The organism is Vogesella facilis (assembly GCF_042648525.1).
GTDB lineage: Bacteria > Pseudomonadota > Gammaproteobacteria > Burkholderiales > Chromobacteriaceae > Vogesella > Vogesella facilis.
Genome location: NZ_JBHRXN010000019.1, coordinates 1 through 24,490, shown reverse-complemented (window position 1 = coordinate 24,490; position 24,490 = coordinate 1). Strand labels below are relative to the sequence as shown.

Below are 24,490 nucleotides of genomic sequence, written 5' to 3'. Positions count from 1 at the left end.
CAGCGGCGCTTTCGTCACCCGGTGGCAACGCCAAAAGGTTGGCCGCAACACCGCCCGGTCATGCGGCCAACCTTATTACGGCAAGTGACCCTCAGTGCATGAAGGTAAGGAAGCTCCACGCCACCATGATGTTGGACATCAGCGCCACGCCCACCGAGAAGCTGATGCCGGATAACACTGCCCAGGTGTGGAACAGCTGCTCCCAGTCCGGCACCGCCGCCGCCAGCTCCTTGGCCAGATGGTGGCTGGCCAGCAGCAAGGCGCACAGGATCGCCCACTTCAGCAGATAGCCCGGCAGGTATTTGCGCTGCTCGCGGTTGTAGCGATAGTTCTGCTCGCGCAGCAGTTGATCGCCGCGGGAGACATCGCGAAACAGCCAGTACGGGATGAAGTAGAGGTACAACAGGTGCAGCAAGCCGGGTTCTGGTGTCGTGGCCATGATGGTGTCTCCTGCGGGTAGCAACACGGCTTGCGCCGCCTTGCCGCGCCAAGCTGTCTGTTGTTGCGGTCACCTTGCTCACACTATAGCCGCCGCCATCCCGCCCCGGCGCCCGCATGCGGCGCGGGCAAGGCCACTGGCTAGCGGCTGCCCGGCCGATAGAACACCGACGCCAGCAGCAGCACCGCCAGTGCCGGTGTCAGCACGCTGCTGATCCGGTACAGGCCGAGCGCGAGTTTCGCGTCGCCCTGCCCCTGCGCAACTTCCGCCTGCAGGAAAGCCACAATCTGCCGCCGGCTGGAAAACGACGTCATCTGCCGCCACGGCCGGCCCAGCCGCCGCAGCACCTGCAGGAAGCAGATCAGGTAACACAGGTTCAAGGCAAATACGGCGAAAAACGCCAGTGGGATCAAGTCCTGCATGCGGTCATTCCTTTCTGCTCATGTTTGCCGGCAGAGGCTGCCAGGCAACGCTGCGGGGCCCGCCACTCAGCGCAGTTGCAGCACCATCTCGTGCCAGCTGTGGCCGCCATAGGCGGATGCCGACGGCTGCTGATAAGCAAAGCCGAAGCGCTCATACAGCGCGATATGCTGCTCGCGGCACACCAGCAGCATGCTGTGCTTGCCCAGCCGGCGCATGCGCAGGATGAAGTTGTGCAGCAGGATCGCCGCCAGCCCCTGCCCCTGGAAATCCGGGTGCACCACCACCGACATGATCACCACGTGGCGGCCGTCCGGATGGTGCCCCACCAGCTCCTTGAACGCGCTATCCGACAGCGCCACCTGGTCGGCGCAGCCGGAATTGATGAAGCCGGCGATGCGGCCATCGATCTCCAGCAACATGAAACCGGCCGGGTACTGGCGGATGCGCAGCGCGATCTTCTCCAGCGTGGCCGCCTCATCGCCTTCATAGGCGCTGGTTTCGATGGCGTAGCAGGCATCGGCATCGGCGGGCGTCGGGGTGCGCAGGGTGTAATGCGGTAGCAGCATGGTGGTTATCGATCGGCAGGCAAAGACGGCAGCATAGCGGTTGGCGGGCATTAGAGGTAGGGCGCGCCGGTGTGCCGGGCGGCCCGCAAGGTTGGCCGCATGGTGCTGGCATGCCGCGGCCGCCGCGCTTCCGTCCTGCAGGCGTAGCTTATGGCCCGACACATCGGAGCCTAACGTTTACCGCGCTATCTGGTTTGGTATCCGCTACGCGGATGCTATTTGCAGTCGCCGGTTTCGCCCGGCGCACGAGGAAGGGGCCGACCGCCGGCCCCTTTCCAATCCCCGCCTCCCCGATGGCTGCTCGAAACCCCGTGCAAAACGGCATGCCCCAGGCGCCGCCGAACTCGCCGCGCGCTAACGTCGCGCGGCTCAAACATGCGGCGGCTTAACACCTGGGGCGCACCCTTTTGCCCGGCTCGCGCCAACGGGTTTGGGGCAAGTCACGACCGCTCTATATCAAAGCCGCGCGTGCAATTTCTTAAGTGGACGCCATTACAGTGTCACCAAGCTTCCACCCCACCACGAAAAAAGGCCCGCACGCGGCGGGCCCAAGCAGGAGCAACGAAAACAATCAGAAGGTCATGCCCGGCGACAGCTGGGCCGGCAGCGCCAGGCTGCCTGCCTCCACCGATGCCATCGGGTAGGCGCAGTAGTCGGCGGCGTAGTAGGCGCCCGGGCGATGGTTGCCGGACAGGCCGGTGCCACCGAACGGTGCGGCCGAGGAGGCGCCGTTGGTCGGCTTGTTCCAGTTCACCACGCCGGCGCGGATGTCCTGGTTGAAGCGCTGCCACAGCGCCTCGTCGTCGGCCAGCAGCGCGGCGGACAGGCCGTACTGGGTGTTGTTGGCGATCTGCAGCGCTTCGTCGAAGTCGTGGTAGCGGATGATCTGGCTCAGCGGGCCGAAGTATTCCTCGTCCGGCAGCTGGCCGGCGATGGCGGTCACGTCCAGGATGGCCGGGGTGACGAAGGCCTTGCCGTCTTCCAGCTGACGCATGGCCAGGATGGACTTGGCGCCCATGGCCAGCAGCTTGTCCTGTGCGGCCAGCATGCCCTGCGCCGCCTTCAGCGACACCATGGCGCCCATGAACGGCTGCTGCTCGGCATCGTAGTCACCGATGGTGAGCTTGGCAGCCACTTCGGCAAAGCGGGCGATGAAGCGGTCGCCGAACTCGCCGTGCGGCACCAGCAGGCGGCGCGCGCAGGTGCAGCGCTGGCCTGCCGACAGGAAGGACGACTGGATGGCGTGGTGCACGGCGCCGTCCAGGTTATCCACCTCGGCCACCAGCATCGGGTTGTTGCCACCCATTTCCAGCGCCAGCATGAAGCCCGGGCGGCCGGCGAACTGCTTGTGCAGCGCCACGCCGGTGGCGGAGCTGCCGGTGAACAGCAGGCCGTCGAGCTGCGGGTGCTGCGCCAGGGCGATGCCGGTATCGCGCTCGCCCTGCAGCAGGTTGATCACGCCAGCCGGTGCGCCGGCCTTTTCCCACAGTTTGATGGTGAGTTCGGCTACCAGCGGGGTGAGTTCCGACGGCTTGAACAGGATGGTGTTGCCGGCGATCAGCGCCGGTACGATGTGGCCGTTCGGCAGGTGGCCGGGGAAGTTGTACGGGCCGTACACCGCCAGCACGCCGTGCGGACGGTGGCGCAGCACGGTGGTGTCGCCGGCCAGCTCGCCGCGCTTTTCGCCGGTGCGTTCCTGGTAGGAGCGGATGGAGATGTCGATCTTGCCCACCATGGCGGCCACTTCCTGGCGCGATTCCCACAGCGGCTTGCCGGTTTCCACGCCGATGGCGCGGGCCATGTCTTCCTTGTGCTCGCCCAGCACTTCGGCGAAGCGGCGCACCAGCGCGATGCGCTCGTCCAGCGAGCGGCGGCGCCAGTCGTCAAAGGCGCGGCGCGCGGCGGCGAAGGCCGCGTCGATGTCGGTGGCAGAGGCCGAGTGGCCTTCCCATACCGGCTGACCGTTGGCCGGGTTGAGCGATACGAAGGAGGCGCCGCGACCGGTGGTCCAGGCGCCGTCGATGAACAGTTGGCTCATTGCTGTATTCCTATTCAGTTGGCCGGCAGCACATGGGCTGCCGGCAGGTGTCTTTGGCTTATTTGCCCGGGTTCTGCAGCATCACGCGTACGCGGTCGCCGGCTTTCACCTGCAGCGCGCGCGCCTGTTCGGCGGTGAGATGCACCACGCCGTCCACCACCTTGGCCGCAGCCAGAATCACACGGAAGTCGGCCAGCTCGCCGTTGGCCACCAGCTGGCGCGGGGCGTCGGCGGCGGCTTCGGCCACGATTTCCACCTGGCACAGGCCGCTGTCGCGCATCACGCGCAGGTCGTCGATGCGCGCTTCCAGCACCGGGCCGCCTTCGAAGATGTCCACATGCTGCTCCAGGCGCAGGCCTTCCACTTCCAGCAGGCGGCGTGCCGGCTCGGTTTCCTTGTGCACCTTGCCGATGCAGTCGCGGGCGTCCTGCGGCAGGAAGTCGATGTACACCGGGTAGCGCGGCATCAGCTCGGCGAGGAAGGATTTCTTGCCCAGTGCCACCAGGCGGTCGGCCTCGTGGAAATCGATGCGGTAGAAGTGCGCACCCAGCGCCTTCCAGAACGGCGATTCGCCGTTGTCGTCGAAGTAGCCGCGCATTTCGGCGCAGATGCGCTCGGCAAAACGCTCGCGGAACTGGCCGATGAACATGAAGCGCGCCTTGGACAGCAGCGAGCCATTGCCGTTAACGCGGAAATCCGGGTCGAGGAACAGCGTGCACAGCTCGGAGTAGCCGGTCAGGCCGTGCGACATGTGCAGCTTGTCCATGCGCGTCCACAGCCCCAGCTCGCGGCTGGCGTGCACGAAGGTATCCATGCGGTAGGTCCAGAACGCCTGGTCCAGGCCCACCGCCACTTCGATGCCGCACACCCCCACCACCTTGCCGCTGGCAGTGTCTTCCAGCACGAACAGATAGCCCTGCTCCGGCAGTTCGGCGGCACCGGCGATGGTGCGCTGCACGCGCTGCAGGCGCGCGCCTTGCGCCACCGGGTCGGGTTTCAGGGTGGTGAGGCCGGGGCCAGCCTTGTGGCCCAGTTGTACCAGCGCATCTACGTCATCCGGCCGGCTCATACGCAATACGAACATCAGCGGGCCCCTTCGCTATTCAGCGGGACGCAACGCACGGCGTCGCCATCCACGATTTCCAGTGCATCCGCCACTTCCGGCGGCAGTATCACTTCGTCGCCCATCAGCGGCGGCAGGTCCACCAGCAGGCAGCGGAAGTCGGCGGTCAGCGTGTTGCTGACCAGGTGCGGCACGGTGTCGCCGCTCACTTCGCCACGGCGGGCGGTGTGCAGGCGGCTGTAGCGCACCGAGCGGCATACATCCAGCTGGGCGGTCAGCACCGGGCCGGCGTCGAACAGGTCGACGAAATGATCCGGCTCCAGGCCTTCGGCCAGGTGGCAGCGGTAGTTGATGCGCGCGCCGCTGTGCGGCTCGCCCATCACCCGCTGCGCTTCTTCGGCGATCAGCGGCACGTACAACGGGTCCACCTGCATCATTTCGGCAATGAAGGTGCGGCTGCGGCCACCGGAGGCCAGCTCCATCTCGGCAAAGTCGCGACGGAAGAACTTGAAGCCGACTGCGTCCCAGAACGGCGAGCGGCCGTTGTCGTCGGTGACGCCCGGCAACACCGAGAAGATTTCGTTGTTGAAGCGTTCGCGGTGCTGGGCAATGAACATCATGCGTGCGCGCGACAGCAGCTGCGGCAGCGCCATGCCGCGGCCCAGCGCGGCTTCGTCGTAGTAGAAGCCGGTGAGGCGGGTGCGGCCGGTCAGCTCGTGTGAGGTCACCAGCGCATGCACGCGGTGGTTCACCTTCAGTTCGCGCGAGGCATGCACCAGCACTTCGTTGCGGAAGGCGTAGAACGGCTCGGAGTAGCCGGCCACCGCCATGATGCCGGCGGTACCGTGCAGCTGGCCGCTGACGGTGTCTTCCAGCACGAACAGATAGCTTTCCTCGCCGGGGCAATCGACATCGGCGCGCAGCGAATGCACGGAATCGTTCACGCGCTGCTGCAGGCGCTCGCGGTCGGGCGGCAGGGAGTGCAGTACCGGGCCGTCGGAGCGCGCCATGCGCTCGATCTGCGGCAGGTCGGACAGCTTGCTGGGGCGGACAAGAAGCATGGATCTTCCTCGGGTAACAAAAAACGGCGGCGATACAGGATCGCCGCCGCGAGGCGCATTAGGCCGGTTGTGCCTGTTTGGCGTTGGCTGCCACCAGTTCGGCCACGGCAGCTTCCAGACGGGCCAGGCCTTCCTGCAGATCGGCTTCGGCGATGATCAGCGACGGCACGATGCGCAGCACGTTGGTGCCGGCTACCAGTACCAGCAGGCCGTGCTTGGCAGCGGCGTTGACGATGTCCTTGGCCTTGTTCACGAACTCACCCTGCAGCTCGGCGCCCATCAGCAGGCCCATGCCGCGCACGTCCTTGAAGATGCCGTACTTGGCGTTGATGCGCGCCAGGCCGGCCTTGATCAGCTCATGACGCTGCTGCACGCCAGCCAGCACGGCCGGGGTGTCGATCAGTTCCAGCACCTTGTCGGCCACCACGCAGGCCATCGGGTTGCCACCGTAGGTGGAACCGTGGGTGCCTACCACGAAGGAGGCGGCTACCTTGTTGCTGGTCAGCATGGCGGCTACCGGGAAGCCGTTGCCCAGCGCCTTGGCGCTGGTCAGGATGTCCGGGGTCACGCCGTAGGCCTGGTAGGCGTACAGCGCGCCGGAGCGGCCAACACCGATCTGCACTTCGTCGAAAATCAGCAGCGCGTTGTGCTGGTCGCACAGCTCGCGCAGCTTCTGCAGGTAGGCCTTGGTAGCCGGCAGCACGCCGCCTTCGCCCTGTACCGGCTCCACGATCACCGCGCAGGTGCCGGCGTTGATGGCAGCCTCGGCGGCTGCCAGGTTGTTGAATTCGATGTGGTTCAGGTCACCCGGCAGCGGGGCGAAACCTTCGGTGTACTTCGGCTGGCCGCCCACCGACACGGTGAACAGGGTACGGCCGTGGAACGCCTGCTTGCAGGACACGATGCCGGTCTTGCTGCCGCCGAAATGGTCGAAGGCGTAGCGGCGGGCCAGCTTCAGCGCGGCCTCGTTGGCTTCGGCGCCGGAGTTGCAGAAGAACACCTTCTCGGCGAAAGTGGTTTCGGTCAGGCGACGCGCCAGGCGCAGTGCCGGCTCGTTGGTGAAGGTATTGGACAGGTGCCACAGGCGGTCTACCTGCTCGTGCAGTACGCGGGTAAGTTCCGGGTGCAGATGGCCCAGGCTGGTCACGGCGATACCGCTGGCGAAGTCGATGTATTCCTTGCCCTGCTGATCCCACAGGCGCGAGCCTTCACCCTTTACCGGTACGAACGCGGCCGGGGCGTAGTTGGGAACCATTACTTCATCAAAGGTTTGGCGGGTAACAGGAGCGGACATCTGGGAATCCTTCGTCTGGCGTTGAGATGAAGCCATTCTAGGGACGGGCGTCAATTTTTCCTTCCAGAATCAAGACACGCAGCTTTCTGTTTGGGCCAGTTCCGGGCCAGCGCCGGGGTTGGCCGCATCAGTACGTGTGAAGCATGCGGCCAACCTTTTTGCCCGGCTGGCGCCAACGGGATTCGGGCAAGCCGGTTCGGTGCTGCTACGTGTTCTGTTGAGCGGATTGCTGAATGCGGCTCGTAGGGCGGGCTGGCCGCAGGCCATACCCGCGCAAAGCAGACGGCCCGCGCGGGTATGAGCCGCTGGTTCAACCAGCCCTACCGTTGGCGGCTACGCCCGCAGGATGGGAGCCTGGCAAGGTCGTCATCAAGGTATAAGGTTGGCCGCACGGCGGCGGAACGCCCCGGCGGGGCTTCCGCCCTACCTGGCGCCCTCACTCCCCGTCGGCGAACTCCGCTTCACCCGGGAAGCGCTCTTCGCGCGGCGAGATATTGAAATAGGAACGGTACACGGTGGAGAAATGCGGGCCGGAGGAAAAGCCGCACAGCAGCCCGATCTGCACCACCGACTTGCCGGTGTTGCGCAGCAGCTGGCGCGCGCGTTCCAGCCGCAGCTGCAGGTAGTAGCGCGACGGGGAGTCATCCAGATACTGCTTGAACAGCCGCGCCAGCTGGCGGCGCGACTGGTTGGTGAGGGTGGCGATCTCGTCGGTGGTGAGCGGCTCTTCGATATTGGCTTCCATCAGCATCACCGCCTCGGTGAGCTTGGGATGCTTCTCGCCCACCCGTGCCAGCAGCGGCACGCGCTGGCGTTCGTCGCTGCTGCGCACGCGCTCGGCGCACAGCACCGCGGCGATGGCGTCCACCAGTTCCACGCCGTGCTGGCGGCCGATCAACGCCAGCGCGCCGTCGATCTGCGCCACGCCGCCGGCGCAGGTAAAGCGGCCGCGGTCCAGCTCGTACACGTGCTGCGACGCCACCACCTTGCCGAAGCGGTCGGCAAACGCCGGCTGTTCCGCCCAATGGATGGTGGCGTGATGGCCGTCCAGCAGCCCGGCGCTGGCCAGCCACCAGGCGCCGCAGTGCACGCCGCCGACCAGGCTGGCGCGCGCCGCCAGCGCCGCCAGGGTGTGGCAGCACAGCGCGGCGTCGGCAAACGGCAACACGCCTTCGCTGAGCACGAACAGCTGGTCGATGTGGCCGGCATCGCGCAGGCTGCCGGCCACCGGATAGCTCATGCCGCCGCTCAGCGGCAGCGACTGGCCGTTCCAGGAATAGAACTGCAGCTGGTACAGCGTCTTGCCGGCCAGACGGTTGGCCTGCAGGAACGGCTCGGCGAAGCAGCCGATGCCGAACGGCGAGCACGGCGGCAGCAGCAGCACCGCCAGCTGCTGCACGCTCATGCGGCCAACCTTGCGAGCCAGCCGTGGCTCACTTCAGGCTGCCCTGCAGGAACTGCTGCAGCCGTTCGCTCTTGGGCTGGCGCAGCACCACTTTCGGGTCGCCCTGCTCTTCCACCCGGCCCTGGTGCAGGAACACCACGTGGTTGGACACCTCGCGGGCGAAGCCCATTTCGTGGGTGACCACCAGCATGGTGCGGCCTTCTTCGGCCAGGGTCTGCATCACTTTCAGTACTTCGCCCACCAGCTCCGGGTCCAGCGCCGAGGTCGGTTCGTCGAACAGCATCACCTCCGGCTCCATCGCCAGCGAGCGGGCAATGGCCACCCGCTGCTGCTGGCCGCCGGACATGTGCGACGGGTATTTGCCTTCCACCTCCGGCGGCAGGCCGACCTTGGCCAGGTATTTGCGCGCCCGCGCCACCGCCTCGTCGCGGCTTATGCCCAGCACGTGCATCGGCGCCTCGATGATGTTTTCCAGCACCGTCATGTGTGCCCACAGGTTGAAGTGCTGGAACACCATCGCCAGCTTGGTGCGCATCTGCTGCAGCTGCTTGTGGTCGGTGACCCGCAGCGCGCCCTTCTTGTCGTGGTGGGTGCGGATCAGCTCGTCGTTCAGGGTGATGCTGCCGGCGCACGGCTGCTCCAGGAAGTTGATGCAGCGCAGGAAGGTACTCTTGCCGGAGCCGGACGAGCCGATGATGCTGATCACGTCGCCGGCACGGGCCTTCAGCGATACTCCCTTGAGCACTTCGTGCTCGCCGTATTTCTTGTGCAGGTCGTCTACGACTAGTTTGTACATGGTCACCTCCTGGTGCGGCTGCGGCTGGATGCACGCCGGCAGCCGAATGCCGCCCGACGACAGCGCCCCCGTAGCCAGGGTGGGCCGGACTGCCGCCAGCCGCACGAGCGCGAGGCGATCATTTCAGCATTCGCGCCGCGCCACAATCTCTGCGGCCAACCTTTGCCGCAGCGCAGCACAGCGGTGCAAACAGCCATTATCTATGCAAAATCAACAGCATAGTCTGTAAACGGTCGCCACGGCCGGGCCGCGGCTGTGGCCGCTTCTATACATCGATGTCACCTTTGCGCAAGTGCGCCGCAGCCGCCGGCGCGGCGCTGGGAGTGGCGCCAGTGGCCGCCGTGCGCTGCCCGCACCGCCGCCCCGCATGGCGCCGAGGTCAGGCGCAGCGCCGCGGCGGCTTGCCATCCGGCTGCAACAGACTATCGTCATGCTGATGGCCTCCGGTTTCGTCGCCAGTGCGTGGCGCAGCGCTTGCCCGCTGCCGGCGGCGCTGGCGGGCGCGGCCCTAAGGTAATCCCTTAAGCGTAAGCCCTCGTTTACAGCCCGATGGGTAAAAGGTTTACTGAATCGGCCATTACCGGCCAATTGATGCCTATGGCATAGACATGCGACCTAGGTCGCATCGCCTTAGCACGGCAGGCTGTGGTATCACCACCATGTTGCGTTGCAGCAACGTACAAAATTGACAACAGTTCCCTAAGCAGAACGCGTAGTTCTGAAATTACTTCGTTAAATCATTTGCTTAAAAAACTGTCAGACAGTATTCATAGACCAAACCCAGCACGGCCGCGCCAGTATTTCGATCGAATCGATGTCGCGTTTTTGTAAAAGCGTTGCGCCAAATCAAGAGTCGTGCTTAATTACCAATTCAAACGCTCGTTCGAAATCAAGCCTCGCACGGGCGTTCGCTATCTCCGCAGTTTTTAATTTTTCATTTGAACCATTTGCAGAAAGGAAGACCATGCAAATCGCTATTGCCACCGAACGGCTGGCAGGTGAAAGCCGCGTGGCCGCCACACCGGAAACGGTGAAGAAACTCGTCGCCATGGGTCACTCCGTGGTGGTCGAGGCCGGGGCCGGGCGGCATGCCGCGGTGCCGGATGCGGCCTATGTGGAAGCCGGCGCAACGTTGGCCGCATCGCGCGCCGAGGTGCTGCGCCACGGCGACATCGTGCTTACCGTACGGCCACTGCCCGCCGAAGCCATCGCCGAGCTGAAGGACGGCGCGGTGCTGATCGGCCAGCTCGCGCCGTACCACAACGATACCTTCCCGGCGCTGGCCGCGAAGAAGGTGTCCGCCTTCGCCATGGAGCTGCTGCCGCGCACCACCCGCGCGCAGAGCATGGACGTGCTGTCCAGCCAGAACAACATCGCCGGCTACCGCGCGGTGCTGCTGGCCACCCACTACTACCCGCGCTTCATGCCGATGCTGATGACCGCCGCCGGCACGGTGAAACCGGCGCGGGTGCTGATCATGGGCGTCGGTGTCGCCGGGCTGCAGGCCATCGCCACCGCGAAGCGCCTGGGCGCGGTGGTGGAAGCCACCGACGTGCGCGCCGCCACCAAGGAGCAGGTGGAGTCGCTGGGCGGCAAGTTCATCGAGGTGCCGATGAGCGCGGAAGAGCAGGCCGCCAACAACGGCGTGTACGCCAAGGAAATGTCCGACGACTACAAGCGTCGCCAGGCCGAGCTGGTGGCCAAGCACGCGCGTCAGGCCGACATCATCATCACCACCGCGCTGATTCCGGGCAAGAAGGCGCCGACGCTGCTCAGCGCCGACATCGTGGCGGCGATGAAGCCGGGCAGCGTGATCATCGACCTCGCGGCGGAGGCCGGCGGCAACTGCGCGCTGACCCGTAGCGGCGAGGTGTTCACCACCGACAACGGCGTCACCGTGGTGGGCAGCAGCAACCTGCCGGGCATGGTGGCGGCCGACGCCTCCAGCTTGTATGCCAAGAACCTGTTCACCTTCCTGAGCCTGATGCTGAGCAAGGAAGGCTACACCCTGAATCTGGAAGACGACCTGCTGGCGGCCACCCTGGTGACCCACGCCGGCGAGGTGCGCTTCCCCGCGGCCCAGGTGGCCCCGGCAGCCAAGAAGGAGACCACTCATGGTTGATCCGTTCATCTCCAGCTTCACCATCTTCGTGCTGGCGGTATTCGTCGGCTACCACGTGGTGTGGAACGTGACCCCGGCGCTGCATACCCCGCTGATGGCGGTGACCAATGCCATCTCCGGCATCATCATCGTCGGCGCCATGCTGCAGGTGGTGGACATCGGCGGCAGCCAGCTGACCCTCACCTCGGTGCTGGGCGCCATCGGCATCTTCCTCGCCAGCATCAACATCTTCGGCGGCTTCCTGGTCACCCAGCGCATGCTCGACATGTTCAAGAAGAAGAAAAAATAAGGAGCACCATCGATGGAAAACCTCTCTGCTGTGCTGTATCTGGTCGCGGCGGTGCTGTTCATCCTGGCACTGAAAGGGCTGTCCTCGCCCACCTCGGCAATCCAGGGTAACCGCTACGGCATGCTGGGCATGCTGATCGCGGTGGCCACCACCTTCCTGATCATGGACAAACCGGTGCTGGCGCTGATCGCCGGTGCCATCGCCGCCGGCGGCGCCATCGGCGCCTACAAGGCCAAGACCGTGGAAATGACCGGCATGCCGGAACTGGTGGCGGCGATGCACTCGCTGGTCGGCCTGTCCGCAGTGCTGATCGCGGTGGCGGCCATCTTCCACAGCGGTGTCGAGCACACCGGCGTGCAGAAGATCGAGCTGTTCATCGGCGCCTTCATCGGCGCCATCACCTTCACCGCCTCGGTGGTGGCCTACGGCAAGCTGTCCGGCAAGTTCGGCGCCAAGGCGGTGAACTTCAGCGGCCAGCACCTGCTGAACCTGCTGCTGGCCATCGCCATGGTCGGCTTTGGCGCGGTGTACTTCTTCAGCGACAGCCACGCCGCCTTCCTGGCGATGGTCGCCATCGCACTGGTACTAGGCGTGACGCTGATCATCCCGATCGGCGGCGCCGACATGCCGGTGGTGGTGTCGATGCTCAACAGCTACTCCGGCTGGGCGGCAGCGGGTATCGGCTTCACGCTGAACAACCCGGTGCTGATCATCGGCGGCGCCTGCGTCGGCTCCTCCGGTGCCATCCTGTCCTACATCATGTGCAAGGCGATGAACCGTTCCATCGTCAGCGTGCTGCTGGGCGGCTTCGGCGCCGAAGTGGCCGCCGGCGGTGCCGCCGCCTCCGGGCCGAAGAACTACAAGTCCGGCTCCGCCGACGACGCCGCCTTCCTGATGGGCAATGCCGACTCCGTGATCATCGTCCCCGGCTACGGCCTGGCGGTATCGCGCGCGCAGCATGCGCTGCAGGAGTTCGCCGAGCTGCTGCACGAGAAGGGCGTCAACGTGCGCTACGCCATCCACCCGGTGGCCGGCCGCATGCCGGGGCACATGAACGTGCTGCTGGCCGAGGCGGAAGTACCGTACGAGCAGGTGCAGGAGATGGAGGAGATCAACTCCGACTTCTCCAACACCGACGTGGTGCTGGTGATCGGCGCCAACGACGTGGTGAACCCGGCGGCGCAGAAGGACAAGGCCAGCCCGATCTACGGCATGCCGATCCTGGAAGCGCACAAGGCGCGCACGGTGATCGTGGTGAAACGCTCGATGAACGCCGGCTACGCCGGCCTCGACAACGAGCTGTTCTACCTCGACAAGACCATGATGGTGTTCGGCGACGCCAAGAAGGTGGTCGAGGACCTGGTGAAAGCCGGCGCGCACTAGACCCGCGCGCCACGCAGCAAACGCCACGGCCCCGCAAGGGGCCGTTTTTCTTGCCGCCGCGCCGGGCGTGACCATGTGTGACCGCGTTCACAAAGCTTAATCACGCTGCGATTGACGCTGGCATCGGCGGCTCGCTAGCCTTGCAACATCCGCGCGCGCCGCCGGGCGCCGCCCCTTCCCCCGCCCCTGCCGGGGGACGCCTGCAAGGAATTCCCATGAGTCTGCGTCATACCTCGCTGTTGATCACCACCGCGCTGCTGGCCGCCTGCGCCAGCACCACCCCGCAACCGGACGGCCGCTGGCAAAGCGGCGACAACGACGACAAGCCGCCACTGGAGCTGGAGCTGAAGGCCGGCCGCCTGTCGCTGCACGGCGGCTGCAACCGCCTGTTCGGCACCGCGCGGGTGGAAAACGGCGTGCTGGTGGTAGACCAGCTGGCCAGCACCATGATGGCCTGCGACCCGGTATCGATGGCGCGCGAGCGCGAGCTGTCGCAGCTGCTGCAAAGCCGCCCGCCGGTGCGGCGCGACGGCGACCGCCTGCTGCTGGGCCAGCCGGGGCAGCAACTGGTGCTGCGCCAGCAGGCAGACCTGTCCGCCGCGCCGACGCGGCTGATCTACGTCGCCGCCGAGCGCCAGCCGTGCAGCGGCGTGGCACGGATGATGTGCCTGCAGGTGCGCGACGACAAGAATCAGCCATGGCAGCTGCACTACGGCGAGATCGAAGGCTTCAAACCCGAGCCGGGCATTGCCTACCGCCTGCGCATCAAGGAAGTGAAAGTGGCCAACCCGCCGGCCGATGCGCCGTCAGTACGCTGGGTGCTGGACATGGTGCTGGAACAAGAACTGGTGCGATCGTAAGCGCGGTACACCCCCACAAAACAATGCGGCCAACCTGCAAAGGTTGGCCGCATTGTTTTTTTAAGACAGCGTAGGATCAGCGCCGCGCGATCAGCACGATGCCGGCACCGATCAGCAGCATGCCGAGCAGCTCGTCCGGGCGCGGCCATTCGCCCAGGCTGTAGGCGGCCATGCCTACCGCCAGCACCGGGATCACCAGCGCATTGAAGCTGAGGGTGGACGCCGGCAGGCGGCGCAGCAGCCATAGCCAGGCCAGCCAGCCCACCGCGCTGGAGAACACGCCGGAGTACACCATGCCCAGCACGAAGGCCGGCGACCAGTGGATGCCGGCAAAGTCGGCAAACGGCAGCAGCAGCGGCAGCGGCAGCAAGGCCACCAGCGCCTGCCAGCCGGAGAAGTTCAGGCTGTCCAGCTGCCCGCGCAGGCTGGCGCGCTTGGACAGCACCGAGCCCAGCGCCCAGAACAGGCCGGCCAGCACCGCGCACAGCATCGGCAGCATGCCGCCGTGCAACTGCCACGGCGCCACGATCAGCATCAGCCCGGCAAAACCGGCGGCCATCGCCCGCAGCGCATTGCGCGAGAACGGTTCGGCCAGCAGCCAGCGCGACAGCAGCGCCACCCAGAACGGCATGGTGAACACCAGCACCGAGGTGCGCCCGGCGGCGCCGGCCACCAGCGCCAGCGTTACCGCCAGCCCGTACAGGAAGTTGCTGGACAGCCCCACCTGGCAGACCTCGCGCAGCCGCTGCGGGCGCAGGCCGTGGCCGCGCGCCAGCAGCACGCCGAACAGCGTCAGGCTGCCGATGGCGGTGCGAATGATCAGGTGGGTGATCGGCGTGGCGGCCTGCAGCGTCACCTTCATCACCACGTAGTTGTAGGCCCACATGGTGACCAGCCCGGCAAACAGCGCGTACGGCAGCCAGCGGCTGGCGGCCAGGCTGGAGGAAAGGTTGGCCGCCAGGCGGCGGGCGGGGGTGAAGGTGCTCATGCTGCGGCTCCGGTAGCGGGCGTGGCCCGATGCGATGCTCACAGTGTAGAAAGCACGCCGCTACCGCTTGCTGCGTTATCATGCGCCAAACTGCAGCCAAGCTGCTTTTCGCGGCCAATCAACGCAGGAATCCTGACATGCTGGATGCTTACGACCGCAAACTACTGGCGCTGCTGCAAGACGATGCGCGCCAGACCCACGACCAGCTGGCCGAGGCGGTGAGCCTGTCGCCCACCGCCGTCACCCGCCGCCTGAAGCGGCTGCGCAGCGAGGGCCTGATCCAGCGCGAGGTGGCGCTGGTGGATCCGGCACTGTTCGGCCGCAGCCTGCGGCTGGTGGTGAACGTGATGATGCAGCGCGCGCAGGCGCCGCTGGTGGATGCCTTCAAGGCGGCGATGGAGGCGGCGCCGGAGGTGATGGAGTGCTACAACGTCACCGGCCGCCCGGATTTCGTGCTGATCGTGCTGGTGCGCGACATGGGCGACTACGAACGCTTCGCCCGCGCCCACCTGATGAACAACCCGCACGTGCGAGAGTTCGAATCGCTGGTGGTGATCAACACCTGCAAATACCGCACCGCGGTGCCGCAGGACGAGGGCTGAGCCCGAGGTTGACCGCATAACGCAGCACAAAGGATGCGGCCAACCTTTCAATTGCTGGCACTGAACCTCCGTGCCCCAACCCCGTTGGCGCGAGCCAGGCGAAATGGAGAGGCTCGCAGGGCGGGTTGAACCAGCGGTTCATACCCGCGTGAACCGATAACTATCCGCACAGCGGATACAACGCCAGACGCGGTAAACGTTGGGCTTCGCTACGCTCAACCCAACCTACGTGCTGCGGCCAACATCACACTGGTGGGCACGCTGCGCTTTGCCCACCCTACGAGCCGGCTGAACCGATCCGACTCGCCCCAATCCCGTTGGCGCGAGCCGGGCAAAATGGTGCGCCCCAGGTGTTAAGCCGCCGCTTTGTCTGAGTCCCGAGCCGTTCGCGAGGAACGAGTTCGGCGGCGCCTGGGGCGTACCTTTTTGCACGGGGTTTCGAGCAGCCGCCGGGGAGGCGGGGATTGCAAAGGGGCCGGCGGTCGGCCCCTTCCTCGTCCGCCGGGCGAAACCGGCGCCTAATCATCATCCGCGCAGCGGATTCCACACGACCAAAACACGTTGGCCGCAAACCGTTATGGCTTGCGGCCAACCTTCGCCTTGCGCGGTAAACGTTGGGCTTCGCTACGCTCAGCCCAACCTACGTGCTGCGCCGGGCCCCACCTGCATGCTAGCGTTGCGCAACCCGCCGTGACCCGGTCGGATAAGCGCCGCGCAGCCGGGAAAACAATGCGGCCAACCCGCAAAGGTTGGCCGCATGTTTATCGGGAAAGGCTGACGCTCAGCTCTCGTGCAGCAGCGCGTGCTCGATCTCGGAGAAGGCGCGCGGCACGCGCAGGAAGTTCAGCGAGATCCCCAGCCGCCGCGCGATGGTGGAGGTGGAAAACAGCCCGCACACCTCCAGGTGGCCGCTGCTGCTGTTGCGTTCCACCACCAGCGCATGCTGGCGGCCCTGCTCTTTCAGCGTGGCGACGATGTGGCCGACGCTGGCATGCAGCACGTCGCCCATGTTCAGCGCCTCCAGCTGGTTGCGCGGCGTCATCACGTCCGCCACCAGCAGCTCCTTGCGCTGCTTGCCGCTGCCCTGCATGCAGCGCAGCGGGCGCTCGCCCAGCACATCGCTGGCGGTGAGCAGGCCGGTGAACGCCCCGGCATTGTTGCTGACGAACAGCAGGCGGATGCCGTGGTTGACCATGCGCGCGTGTGCTTCTTCCAGCGCCGCGTCGTCGTGGATGCTGATCGGGTCGATGATGCGCAGGTCGGTCAGCACCTCGATCGCCGGGCTTTTCAGCGACAACGGCCGTTGCGGACGCTGCTCGACGTGGATGAGATCGGTGCTGGCCGGCAGGCTGATACCGGGGAGGGCGTGATAGTCCATGATGCGGGGCTCCTGTACGGCGGGTAGCGCCCGCGCTGCGGGCGGCTCCCGTGTTTTACTTTTTGCCGGCCCGGGCGGCGGGCCGGTACACGGCCGGGCGCTGCGGCGACACCCCTTGCATGCCCGGTCTTTTCATCTAAGCACGCGGCGGCGCGGCTTGCCGCCATTTCGTGTAACCGAATTTACCCGCCTCAACCGTTTGCCCGCTGCGGCTCCTCCTTCCGGCGTATCGCGCACCGGCCCCTGCCGCGCCTAGACTGAGCTTTTTGCTGCGGAGTCCGCCATGCTTCCGATCACCGATTTTGCCAGCCTGCTGGCCGCCGCCCGTGCCCAGCCCGCGCCGCAGCGCCTGCTGTTCGCCTTCTGCAACCGTCGCCTGCACGACGACCACAGCCCGGCCGAAGCGGCGCGCTTTGCCGCCGGCGAGGGCGGCATCCTGCAGCCGGTGCTGTGCGTGGACAAGTCGGTGCTGGAGCTGGCCGAGTTCGCCGCGCTGGCCGCCCAGGCCGACAGCATGGACAGCAGCTGGCAGGTGGTGTTCGTCGCCGCCATCGACGACAGCGGCAGCCAGGATGCCGACGCGCCGCTCAAGCGCATGGTGCAGACCATCCAGACCGGCGGCGACGTGGCCCGCTACCTGGCGTTCAACCGTCACGGCGAGCTGCTGCAGTTCCTGTAGCTCCTGCCCTGCTTGCAAACGCCTGCGGCCCAGCTTGCGCTGCCGCAGGCGTGTTGCCTTGTGCCGCCCTGGCGGCGGGCAAAAAAAATCCGCCCCGAAGGGCGGCGCAAGGATGGAGTATTGACGATGAAACAGCCGGCTGCGCCCGCAGCCGGTGGCGGGATGTCAGCCCGCCATCGCAGCCTCGACCTCGTCGGCAGTACGGGCGATGGGGTCGCCCAGCACGCGGCTGCCGGTGCTGGTGACCAGCACGTCATCCTCGATGCGGATGCCGCCGAAGTCGCGGTATTGGTTGAATCTGGCGTAGTCGATCAGCCCGGCGTGGCGGCCTTCGGCCTGCCAGGCGTCGATCAGCGCCGGGATGAAATAGATGCCCGGCTCCACGGTAATCACCATGCCGGCCTTCAGCGGCTTGCCGAGGCGCAGGTAGCCCAGGCCGAACAGCGCGCTGCGTTCGCTGCCGTCGCCATAGCCCACCAGATCCTCGCCCAGGCCTTCCATATCGTGCACGTCCATGCCGATCTGGTGCCCGAGGCCGTGCGGGAAGGCGATGGCGTAGGCGCCGCTGTTGACGATCTCGTCGGCATCGCCGTGGAAGAAGCCCAGCGCGCTCATGCGCTGCACCATCACCTTTGCGGCCAACTTGTGGATGTCCAGATACGGCACGCCGGGGCGCACCGCGTCGATGGCCGCCTGCTGCATTGCCAGCACGGTGTCGTACAGCTCGCGCTGGCGCGGGCTGAACTTGCCGCCCACCGGAATGGTGCGGGTGATGTCGCTGGCGTAGCCGGCGGCGGAGTTGGCACCGGTGTCGTTCACCACCAGGTCACCGGCCTGCAGCAGCTGGTCGTGATGGTGGTTGTGCAGCACTTCGCCGCGGCGCGAAAAGATGCTGGGGTAGGCCAGCTGCAGGTCATGGCGGCGCACGATGCCTTCCATCTCGCCCACCACCGCATGCTCCACCACCCCCGGCTTCGCCGCGCGCATGGCGGCCAGGTGCATGTCGCGGGTGATGCGCAGCGCGGCTTCCATCTCGGCGATCTCTTCCTCGCCCTTGATTTCGCGCAGGCTCACCACGGCGCGGGTCAGCGCGGCGCTGTAGCCGGCGCGGGCGGTAGCCGGCTCACAGCGCAGCAGGCGCGCCAGCTCCAGCACGCTTTCGCCGCGGTAGGGTTGCAGGTAGTGCACGGCGCGACCGGCGGCCTGCGCGGCCGCCAGCACATCCGCCAGCGCGGCATACGGCTGGCTGCGGCCAACCTTGGCTCGCGCCGCACGCTCGGCCAACGTCGGCAGCTCGCCGGTCCACACGATGTCGGCCACCTCCGGGTCATTGCCGAACAGCGTGGCCTCGCCGCTGGCGGTGTCGATAACGCCGGCCAGCCCCGGCTCGTTGAGGCCGAAGAAGTAGCGGAACGAGCTGTCCTGCACGAAGGGGAAGATGTTGTCGCGGTAGTTCATCGGCGAATCGACGTTGCCGAGCAACAGCAGCAGGCTGTCCGGCAGCAGCGCGGCCAGGCGCTGGCGGCGTTGCAGGTAGATGTCGGGCTGGAACATGGCGACTTCCTCGGGTGGGCGGGAAAGTGCGCATTTTTGTATACAATCGCCCATCTTGTATAGCAAAACCCCCGTCTGGTCCGGGCGGACGAGGCGGGGGTGTGGCGATTGTGTTGCAGCGGGCGCTCAGCGTGTCTCGGCAACCGCCTTGAGCTTGCGGCCAAGTTTGGGCTGCCAGCGCAGGATCAGCCCGGCGGCCACCCCGGCCAGCAGCGCCCACAGCGGCGCGCCGATGCCGGCGATGGTGACGCCGGAGGCCGCCACCACGAAGGTGAGCAGCGCCGCCTCGCGGTGGGTATCGCCGGCCAGCGCGGCGGTGAGCGAGGAACCCAGGGTGCCAAACAGCGCCAGCGCCGCCGCCGCCATCACCAGCGCCTTGGGCAGCACCAGCAGCAGCGCCACCAGCGCGCCGCCCAGCAGCGCCACCAGCAGGTAGCACACGGCGGCCACCATACCGGCCTTCCAGCGCTGGTTGCGCTCCGGGTGCGCCTCCGGCCCGGTGCACATCGCGGCGGTGATCGCTGCCAGCACCACACCGTGGCAGCCGAACGGCGCCAGCAGGGTGGACACGCCGCCCAGCACGCTCACCGGCACCCGCGCCGGGATGTCGAAGCCGTCGTTCTTCAGCACCGCCATGCCGGGCAGGAACTGGCCGGTGAGCGCCACTAGCGCCAGCGGCAGCGCGATATTGCTGATACCGGCCAGGCTGAACGCCGGCGTGGTCCACAGCGGACCGCTGGCCGTGCTTGCCAGCGACGGCGCCGCCACGAAGCCGCCCTGCAGCAGCAACAGGCCGCAGCCCAGCAGCAGCGCGCCCATCAGCGCGTAGCGCGGCCACAAGCGGCGGCCAAGGAAGAAGGCGATCGCCATCGGCAGCACCAGCGCGGTCTGCTCACGCATCGCCGGCACCAGCTCCACCACGAAGCGGAACAGGATGCCGGCCAGCAGCGCGGCGGCCAGCGCCGGCGGAAAGCGCTTCATCAGCGCGTCGAAGGCGCCGGTGACGCCGATCAGCCATACCGCCAGCCCGGCCAGTACAAAGCCGCCCACCGCCTCCGGGTAGCTGACCGTGGGCAGTGCCGCCAGCAGTACGGCGGCGCCCGGGGTGGACCAGGCGGTGATGATGGGCATGCGCCATTTCCACGACAGCCACAGCCCGGCGATGCCGGAGCCGAACGACACCGCCCACATCCACGACGCCAGCTGCGCCGGGCTGAGGCCGGCCTGCTGCGCGGCGTGCACGATGATCAAAAAAGGGCCGGTGTAGCCCACCGCAATGGTGAGTACACCGGCGATCAGGGTAGAGGGAGGCAGCTGCTTGAGCATGGTGGGGGTGCGCCACATAAGAGCCTGTTTAATGGCTCGCGAGCAACGGCGAGACAAGGCGGAAACGCCTGAAGAATCGGAATTTACACAGCGTAAACGCGCATTCTGCAGATGTTTTCAACGCAGTATCGCCGCAGCGCAGCAGACATTAAACGGCTCGAAGGTTGGCCGCAGAGGCGGCGAATGATTCCCAGCATAGGGGTAAGCGGCGTGGTGCGCCTGCCACAGCCGGCTATAACAGGCTGGCGCTGTTATGCCCTGTTATATATAACAGCAGGATGACTAGCTCCCCCCTGCCCCGCTACCAGCAGATCGCCGCAGAGTTGGCCGCACAGCTGGAAAACGGCGACTACCCGCCCGGCAGCCGCCTGCCGGCAGTGCGCCAGCTTGCCGCCCGCTACGGCGTCAACAATCTCACCGCACTGGCCGCCTACCGGCTGCTGGAACAGCAGCACCAGGTGGAGGCGCGGCCGCGTGCCGGCTTCTTCGCCGCCTGGCCGCCCAGCCCGCAGCCGGCGAGCCACACCGCCGCCAGCCTGCCGTTGCCGTCCGCCGCCGCGCTGGTGGATCTGCACAGCCGCATGTCCACCCTGCTGCTGCTGGCCGACGACCGCATCCCGCTGCAGCTGCACATGGCCGAGGCGGCACCGGCGCTGTACCCGTCGGCCGAGCTGGCGCGGCGACTGCAGCAGACGCTGGCGCGGCAGCCGGAGCTGATCGGCGCGCATCTGCCGGGCAACACCCAGCGCCGCCTCACCGCCGCGCTGCAGCAGCTGGCGCAGCAGCGCGGCATGGCGCTGAGCGCCGACGGCATCCTGCCTTGCCACGGCATCACCGAGGGCATCAGCCTGGCGCTGCGCCACCTCACCCGCCCCGGCGATACCGTGGCGGTGGAAACGCCGGTGTACTTCGGCCTGCTGCAGACGCTGCAGGGGCTGGGGCTGAAGGCGCTGGAGATTCCGTGCACGCCGGATCAGGGCCTGTCGCTGCCGGCGCTGGAATTCGCGCTGCGTCATGGCCCGGCGGTGCGCTGCCTGGTGTGCGTGCCCAACTTCCAGAACCCCACCGGCGGGCTGATGCCGGACGAGGGCAAGCGCGCGCTGCTGCAGCTGGCGCGCCGCCACGGCCTCACCCTGATCGAGGACGACGTGTTCGGCGACCTGTACTACGGCAGCGAGCGCCCAACGCCGATCAAGGCCTGGGACCGCGACGGCGAGGTGATCTACTGCTCGTCGTTCACCAAGAGCTACGCGCCGTCGTTCCGCCTGGGCTGGATCGCCGGCGGCCGTCACCACGCGGCGCTGGCGCGGCTGCAGGCCAGCAGCACGCTGGCGGTGTCGCCGCTGCTGCAGGCGGTGCTGGCCGAGGTGCTGGAAAGCGGCGACTACCAGCGCAGCAGCCAGCGCATCCGCCAGCAGTTGGCCGCACAGATGCACGCCACCGCCGACGCGGTGCTGCGCCACTTTCCCAAGGGCACCCGCGTGCGCAAGCCGCAGGGCGGCATGCTGCTGTGGGTGGAGTGCCCGGAAGGCAGCGACAGCACCCGTCTGCTGCAGCAGGCGCTGCACGCGGGCATCAGCTTCGCGCCGGGCCTGGTGTTTTCCGCCGAGCCGCGCTTCGGCCACTGCCTGCGCCTCAGTTGCGGCCAACCATTCACCCCGGCGCTGGATGCGGCGCTGGCCACGCTGGGGCGGCTGCTGAGCCGGCAGCTGTCGCAGGATAAAGATGTACCGGCAGCCAGCTTGCCGCCGCTTTAAGCGGTGATACACTGCCCGATTCCGTCCCACACCAAGCACTCATCATGAAATCCGCCCAGAGCCTGCCACCCGACGCCCTGCTGGCCTTCGATGCCCTGGCCCGCTGCCTGAGTTTTACTGCGGCGGCCAACGATCTGGGCTGCGCCAAGAGCCGGATCAGCCAGCTGGTGAAAGAGCTGGAACAGGAGCTGGGCACCGTGCTGGTGCTGCGCAATACCCGCCGCGTGGTGCTGACCGAAAGCGGCCAGCGCCTGGCCGCGCACGCCGCCAAGCTGCGCCTGCTGCTGGCCGGCATCCGCACCGACATCGAGGAGAGCAAGGACAAGGTGGAAGGCATGCTGCGCATCGGCTGTTCCGCCGGTCTGGCGCAGCAGCTGGTGGGGCCGCTGCTGGGCGAGCTGGTGGCCGAGTTTCCGGAGCTGCAGGTGGAACTGCAGGTGGAAAACCGCGTGCTCGACCCGGTCAGCGAGGGACTGGATTTCACCTTCCGCACCCGCAATGTGCACGACGATCGCCTGGTGGCGCGCCCGGTGGGTTTGGTGTGGGAGAAGCTGTACGCCGCCCCCGCCTATCTGGCGCAGCACGACCAGCTGCAGGCTCCGGAGCAATTGCCCCAGCACCGGCTGATCAGCAATGCCTACTACAACGACAACGGCCGCGAGTGGCGGCTGGAATACCGCGACCAGCCGCTGAACCTCAAGCTGCGTCCGGCCATCATCGTCGATCAGTACGCGGTGGTGTCCAACATCCTGCAGGAAGGCCACGGCGTCGGCCTGCTGCCCAGCTATATGGGCCAGCCGCTGGTGGAGAAAGGCCTGCTGGCCGAGGTACTGCCGGACTGGCGCGCCGCCGGCTGGCCGGTATTCCTGGTGTTTGCCTACCACCAGCCGCTGCCGCGCAAGTACCAGGCGTTCATGAGCTTCATCGTGCCACGGCTGCAGACCGCGCTGGCCAGCGTTTGACGCAGACCAAGGCCGCGGCCGCCGGCCGCTGCTACAGTCAGCGCTTTGCCGAATACGGGAGCGCAGCATGATGGAACACGTGGACATCTTCATCGTCGGCGGCGGCATGGTCGGCAGCGCCATCGCCGCCCGACTGGGTGGCAGCGGGCTGCGCATCGCGGTGCTGGAGCAGAGCCCGCCGGCGCCATTCGACCCCGCCAGCGCGCCGGATCTGCGCGTCTCCGCCCTCAGCCCCGCTTCCATCCGCCTGCTGCAGGACATCGGTGCCTGGCCGCACATCAGCGCCATGCGCACGGCTCCGTACCAGCGCATGCAGGTGTGGGAACAGCGCCGCGAAGACGGTACGCTGTTTGACGCCAGCGAGATCGGTGCGGCCAACCTTGGCCACATCGTGGAAAACCGCATCGTGCAGCTGGGCTGCAGCGCTGCTCTGGCGGCGCATGACAATATCGAACTGATCTGCCCGGGCGAGATCAGCACGTTGCAGCGGCACGACGGCATCAGCCAAATCACGCTGCACAGCGGCCGCCGCTTCACCGCCCGGCTGCTGCTCGGCGCCGACGGCGCCCGCTCGCGGGTGCGCGAGGCCGCTGCCATCGGCCTCAACAGCCACGAATACCCGATGCACGCCTTCGTCGCCACCGTCGGCATCCGCGGCGGTGCGCGCGACATCACCTGGCAGCGCTTCACCCCGCAGGGGCCGCAATCGCTGCTGCCGCTGCCCGGCGACTATGCCTCCCTGGTGTGGTACCGCCCGGCAGCGCTGGTACAGCAGTTGCAGCAATTGGACGATGACGCGCTGATCGCCGCCTTCCGTGCCGAATTCCCAGACGCGCTGCCGGATATCAGCCACATCGTGGCGCGTGGCAGCTTCCCGCTAATCCGCCGCCATGCGCAGGACTACGTGCGTCACGGCATCGCGCTGGCCGGCGATGCCGCCCACACCATTCACCCGCTGGCCGGCCAGGGTGTCAACCTCGGCTTCCAGGACGTCGCGGCGCTGTGCGAGGTGCTGCTGGCGGCGCAACGGCAGGGCGAGGACATCGGCAGCCCGAGCGTGCTGCAGCGTTACCAGCGCCGCCGCCAACTGGCCAACCACGCCATGCAACGGCTAATGGACCTGTTCTGCTACGGCTTCAGCAACGACATCGCCCCACTGCGGCTTGCCCGCAACCTGGGGCTGAAACTGGCCAACCGCAGCGGTCCGCTGAAAAAGGAAGTGATCCGCTACGCGCTGGGGTTGCTCACGCCGGAACAGCTGTTGTCGCCACCTTTACGGCTGTTCGCCGCACGTTGACGACAGTTGACCGCAATAATACCAAAGCCCGCTTGCGCGGGCTTTTTGCTTGTCGGTGCACTGGCCAGGGCCGGCCTGCGGCCAACGTTGGCCGCACGGGCATGGGAGCGGGTGTCGTGCTGGCCAGGCCAGCGGCTTGGGTTCCGGCCCGGTACGGCACTTGCGCATCGGGTGGGCGCACGCCACAAAGCACAAAGCCCAGCTTGAT

The 24,490-nt window shown here is 66.9% G+C and carries 22 protein-coding genes; 9 read left to right on the top strand and 13 right to left on the bottom strand.

Annotation, left to right across the window (positions count from 1 at the left end; all coding sequences use genetic code 11):
- Window positions 1-91 precede the first annotated feature (91 nt).
- The 9 genes from ACFOLG_RS07860 to ACFOLG_RS07820 all read right to left on the bottom strand — a co-directional run bounded on the left by ACFOLG_RS07860 (window position 92) and on the right by ACFOLG_RS07820 (window position 9,085).
- Window positions 92-439, bottom strand: coding sequence for a hypothetical protein (locus ACFOLG_RS07860; protein ID WP_386090440.1), 348 nt, complete (start codon window positions 437-439; stop codon window positions 92-94).
- Between the two features lie 140 nt (window positions 440-579).
- On the bottom strand, window positions 580-861 hold the full coding sequence (locus ACFOLG_RS07855; protein ID WP_386090437.1) for a hypothetical protein: 282 nt from the start codon (window positions 859-861) through the stop codon (window positions 580-582).
- A gap of 66 nt (window positions 862-927) precedes the next feature.
- Window positions 928-1,428, bottom strand: a complete 501-nt coding sequence (locus ACFOLG_RS07850; protein WP_386090434.1) for a GNAT family N-acetyltransferase — start codon at window positions 1,426-1,428, stop codon at window positions 928-930.
- A gap of 571 nt (window positions 1,429-1,999) precedes the next feature.
- Window positions 2,000-3,466: a succinylglutamate-semialdehyde dehydrogenase gene (gene astD / locus ACFOLG_RS07845; protein WP_386090431.1), complete on the bottom strand. Its 1,467-nt coding sequence runs from the start codon at window positions 3,464-3,466 to the stop codon at window positions 2,000-2,002.
- 58 nt (window positions 3,467-3,524) lie between these two features.
- Complete coding sequence (astA, locus tag ACFOLG_RS07840) at window positions 3,525-4,550, bottom strand: arginine N-succinyltransferase (protein WP_386090429.1); 1,026 nt, start codon at window positions 4,548-4,550, stop codon at window positions 3,525-3,527.
- On the bottom strand, window positions 4,550-5,590 hold the full coding sequence (locus ACFOLG_RS07835; protein ID WP_386090426.1) for an arginine N-succinyltransferase: 1,041 nt from the start codon (window positions 5,588-5,590) through the stop codon (window positions 4,550-4,552). Before ACFOLG_RS07835 ends, astA begins: the two co-directional genes overlap by 1 nt.
- Window positions 5,591-5,648: 58 nt before the next feature.
- Complete coding sequence (locus ACFOLG_RS07830; protein WP_386090423.1) at window positions 5,649-6,884, bottom strand: acetylornithine/succinyldiaminopimelate transaminase; 1,236 nt, start codon at window positions 6,882-6,884, stop codon at window positions 5,649-5,651.
- A 436-nt stretch (window positions 6,885-7,320) separates the two neighbouring features.
- Window positions 7,321-8,289: a GlxA family transcriptional regulator gene (locus ACFOLG_RS07825; RefSeq protein ID WP_386090420.1), complete on the bottom strand. Its 969-nt coding sequence runs from the start codon at window positions 8,287-8,289 to the stop codon at window positions 7,321-7,323.
- Between the two features lie 28 nt (window positions 8,290-8,317).
- Complete coding sequence (locus tag ACFOLG_RS07820; RefSeq protein ID WP_386090417.1) at window positions 8,318-9,085, bottom strand: ABC transporter ATP-binding protein; 768 nt, start codon at window positions 9,083-9,085, stop codon at window positions 8,318-8,320.
- 964 nt (window positions 9,086-10,049) lie between these two features.
- Between ACFOLG_RS07820 and ACFOLG_RS07815 the strand changes: the two genes are divergently transcribed.
- From ACFOLG_RS07815 to ACFOLG_RS07800, 4 genes are all read left to right on the top strand, one after another.
- Window positions 10,050-11,207, top strand: coding sequence for a Re/Si-specific NAD(P)(+) transhydrogenase subunit alpha (locus ACFOLG_RS07815; RefSeq protein WP_386090414.1), 1,158 nt, complete (start codon window positions 10,050-10,052; stop codon window positions 11,205-11,207).
- The gene (locus tag ACFOLG_RS07810) at window positions 11,200-11,496 is read left to right on the top strand and encodes a proton-translocating transhydrogenase family protein (protein WP_386090411.1); all 297 of its coding nucleotides are present in this window, start codon (window positions 11,200-11,202) and stop codon (window positions 11,494-11,496) included. Before ACFOLG_RS07815 ends, ACFOLG_RS07810 begins: the two co-directional genes overlap by 8 nt.
- 12 nt (window positions 11,497-11,508) lie before the next feature.
- Window positions 11,509-12,879, top strand: a complete 1,371-nt coding sequence (locus ACFOLG_RS07805) for an NAD(P)(+) transhydrogenase (Re/Si-specific) subunit beta (RefSeq protein WP_386090408.1) — start codon at window positions 11,509-11,511, stop codon at window positions 12,877-12,879.
- A gap of 215 nt (window positions 12,880-13,094) precedes the next feature.
- Complete coding sequence (locus ACFOLG_RS07800; protein ID WP_386090405.1) at window positions 13,095-13,739, top strand: META and DUF4377 domain-containing protein; 645 nt, start codon at window positions 13,095-13,097, stop codon at window positions 13,737-13,739.
- Window positions 13,740-13,815: 76 nt separating this feature from the next.
- On the opposite strand, the gene ACFOLG_RS07795 is transcribed toward ACFOLG_RS07800, so the two are convergent.
- Entirely contained in the window at window positions 13,816-14,727 is a 912-nt protein-coding gene (locus ACFOLG_RS07795) for a DMT family transporter (protein WP_386090401.1), read from the bottom strand.
- 137 nt (window positions 14,728-14,864) lie between these two features.
- Here ACFOLG_RS07795 and ACFOLG_RS07790 point away from each other — a divergent pair, with 137 nt between their 5' ends.
- Entirely contained in the window at window positions 14,865-15,329 is a 465-nt protein-coding gene (locus ACFOLG_RS07790) for an Lrp/AsnC family transcriptional regulator (RefSeq protein WP_386090398.1), read from the top strand.
- A 781-nt stretch (window positions 15,330-16,110) separates the two neighbouring features.
- Here the strand turns inward: ACFOLG_RS07790 and ACFOLG_RS07785 are convergent.
- Window positions 16,111-16,707 (bottom strand): CBS domain-containing protein, encoded by a 597-nt coding sequence (locus ACFOLG_RS07785; RefSeq protein WP_386090395.1) that lies wholly within the window; start codon window positions 16,705-16,707, stop codon window positions 16,111-16,113.
- A gap of 283 nt (window positions 16,708-16,990) precedes the next feature.
- Between ACFOLG_RS07785 and ACFOLG_RS07780 the strand changes: the two genes are divergently transcribed.
- Window positions 16,991-17,386, top strand: coding sequence for a ribonucleotide reductase subunit alpha (locus ACFOLG_RS07780; RefSeq protein WP_386090392.1), 396 nt, complete (start codon window positions 16,991-16,993; stop codon window positions 17,384-17,386).
- Window positions 17,387-17,551: 165 nt separating this feature from the next.
- Here the strand turns inward: ACFOLG_RS07780 and ACFOLG_RS07775 are convergent, their stop codons facing one another.
- The gene (locus ACFOLG_RS07775; protein ID WP_386090390.1) at window positions 17,552-18,940 is read right to left on the bottom strand and encodes an aminopeptidase P N-terminal domain-containing protein; all 1,389 of its coding nucleotides are present in this window, start codon (window positions 18,938-18,940) and stop codon (window positions 17,552-17,554) included.
- A gap of 126 nt (window positions 18,941-19,066) precedes the next feature.
- Complete coding sequence (locus tag ACFOLG_RS07770) at window positions 19,067-20,284, bottom strand: benzoate/H(+) symporter BenE family transporter (RefSeq protein WP_386090387.1); 1,218 nt, start codon at window positions 20,282-20,284, stop codon at window positions 19,067-19,069.
- A 260-nt stretch (window positions 20,285-20,544) separates the two neighbouring features.
- On the opposite strand from ACFOLG_RS07770, the gene ACFOLG_RS07765 reads away from it, so the two are divergent.
- From ACFOLG_RS07765 to ACFOLG_RS07755, 3 genes are all read left to right on the top strand, one after another.
- On the top strand, window positions 20,545-22,023 hold the full coding sequence (locus tag ACFOLG_RS07765; RefSeq protein ID WP_386090384.1) for an aminotransferase-like domain-containing protein: 1,479 nt from the start codon (window positions 20,545-20,547) through the stop codon (window positions 22,021-22,023).
- A 44-nt stretch (window positions 22,024-22,067) separates the two neighbouring features.
- Window positions 22,068-22,985 carry a LysR family transcriptional regulator gene (locus ACFOLG_RS07760; RefSeq protein ID WP_386090381.1) on the top strand — a complete coding sequence of 306 codons (918 nt, stop codon included), beginning with the start codon at window positions 22,068-22,070 and terminating at the stop codon, window positions 22,983-22,985.
- A gap of 67 nt (window positions 22,986-23,052) precedes the next feature.
- Complete coding sequence (locus ACFOLG_RS07755) at window positions 23,053-24,282, top strand: FAD-dependent monooxygenase (RefSeq protein WP_386090378.1); 1,230 nt, start codon at window positions 23,053-23,055, stop codon at window positions 24,280-24,282.
- The last annotated feature ends 208 nt before the right edge of the window (window positions 24,283-24,490 follow it).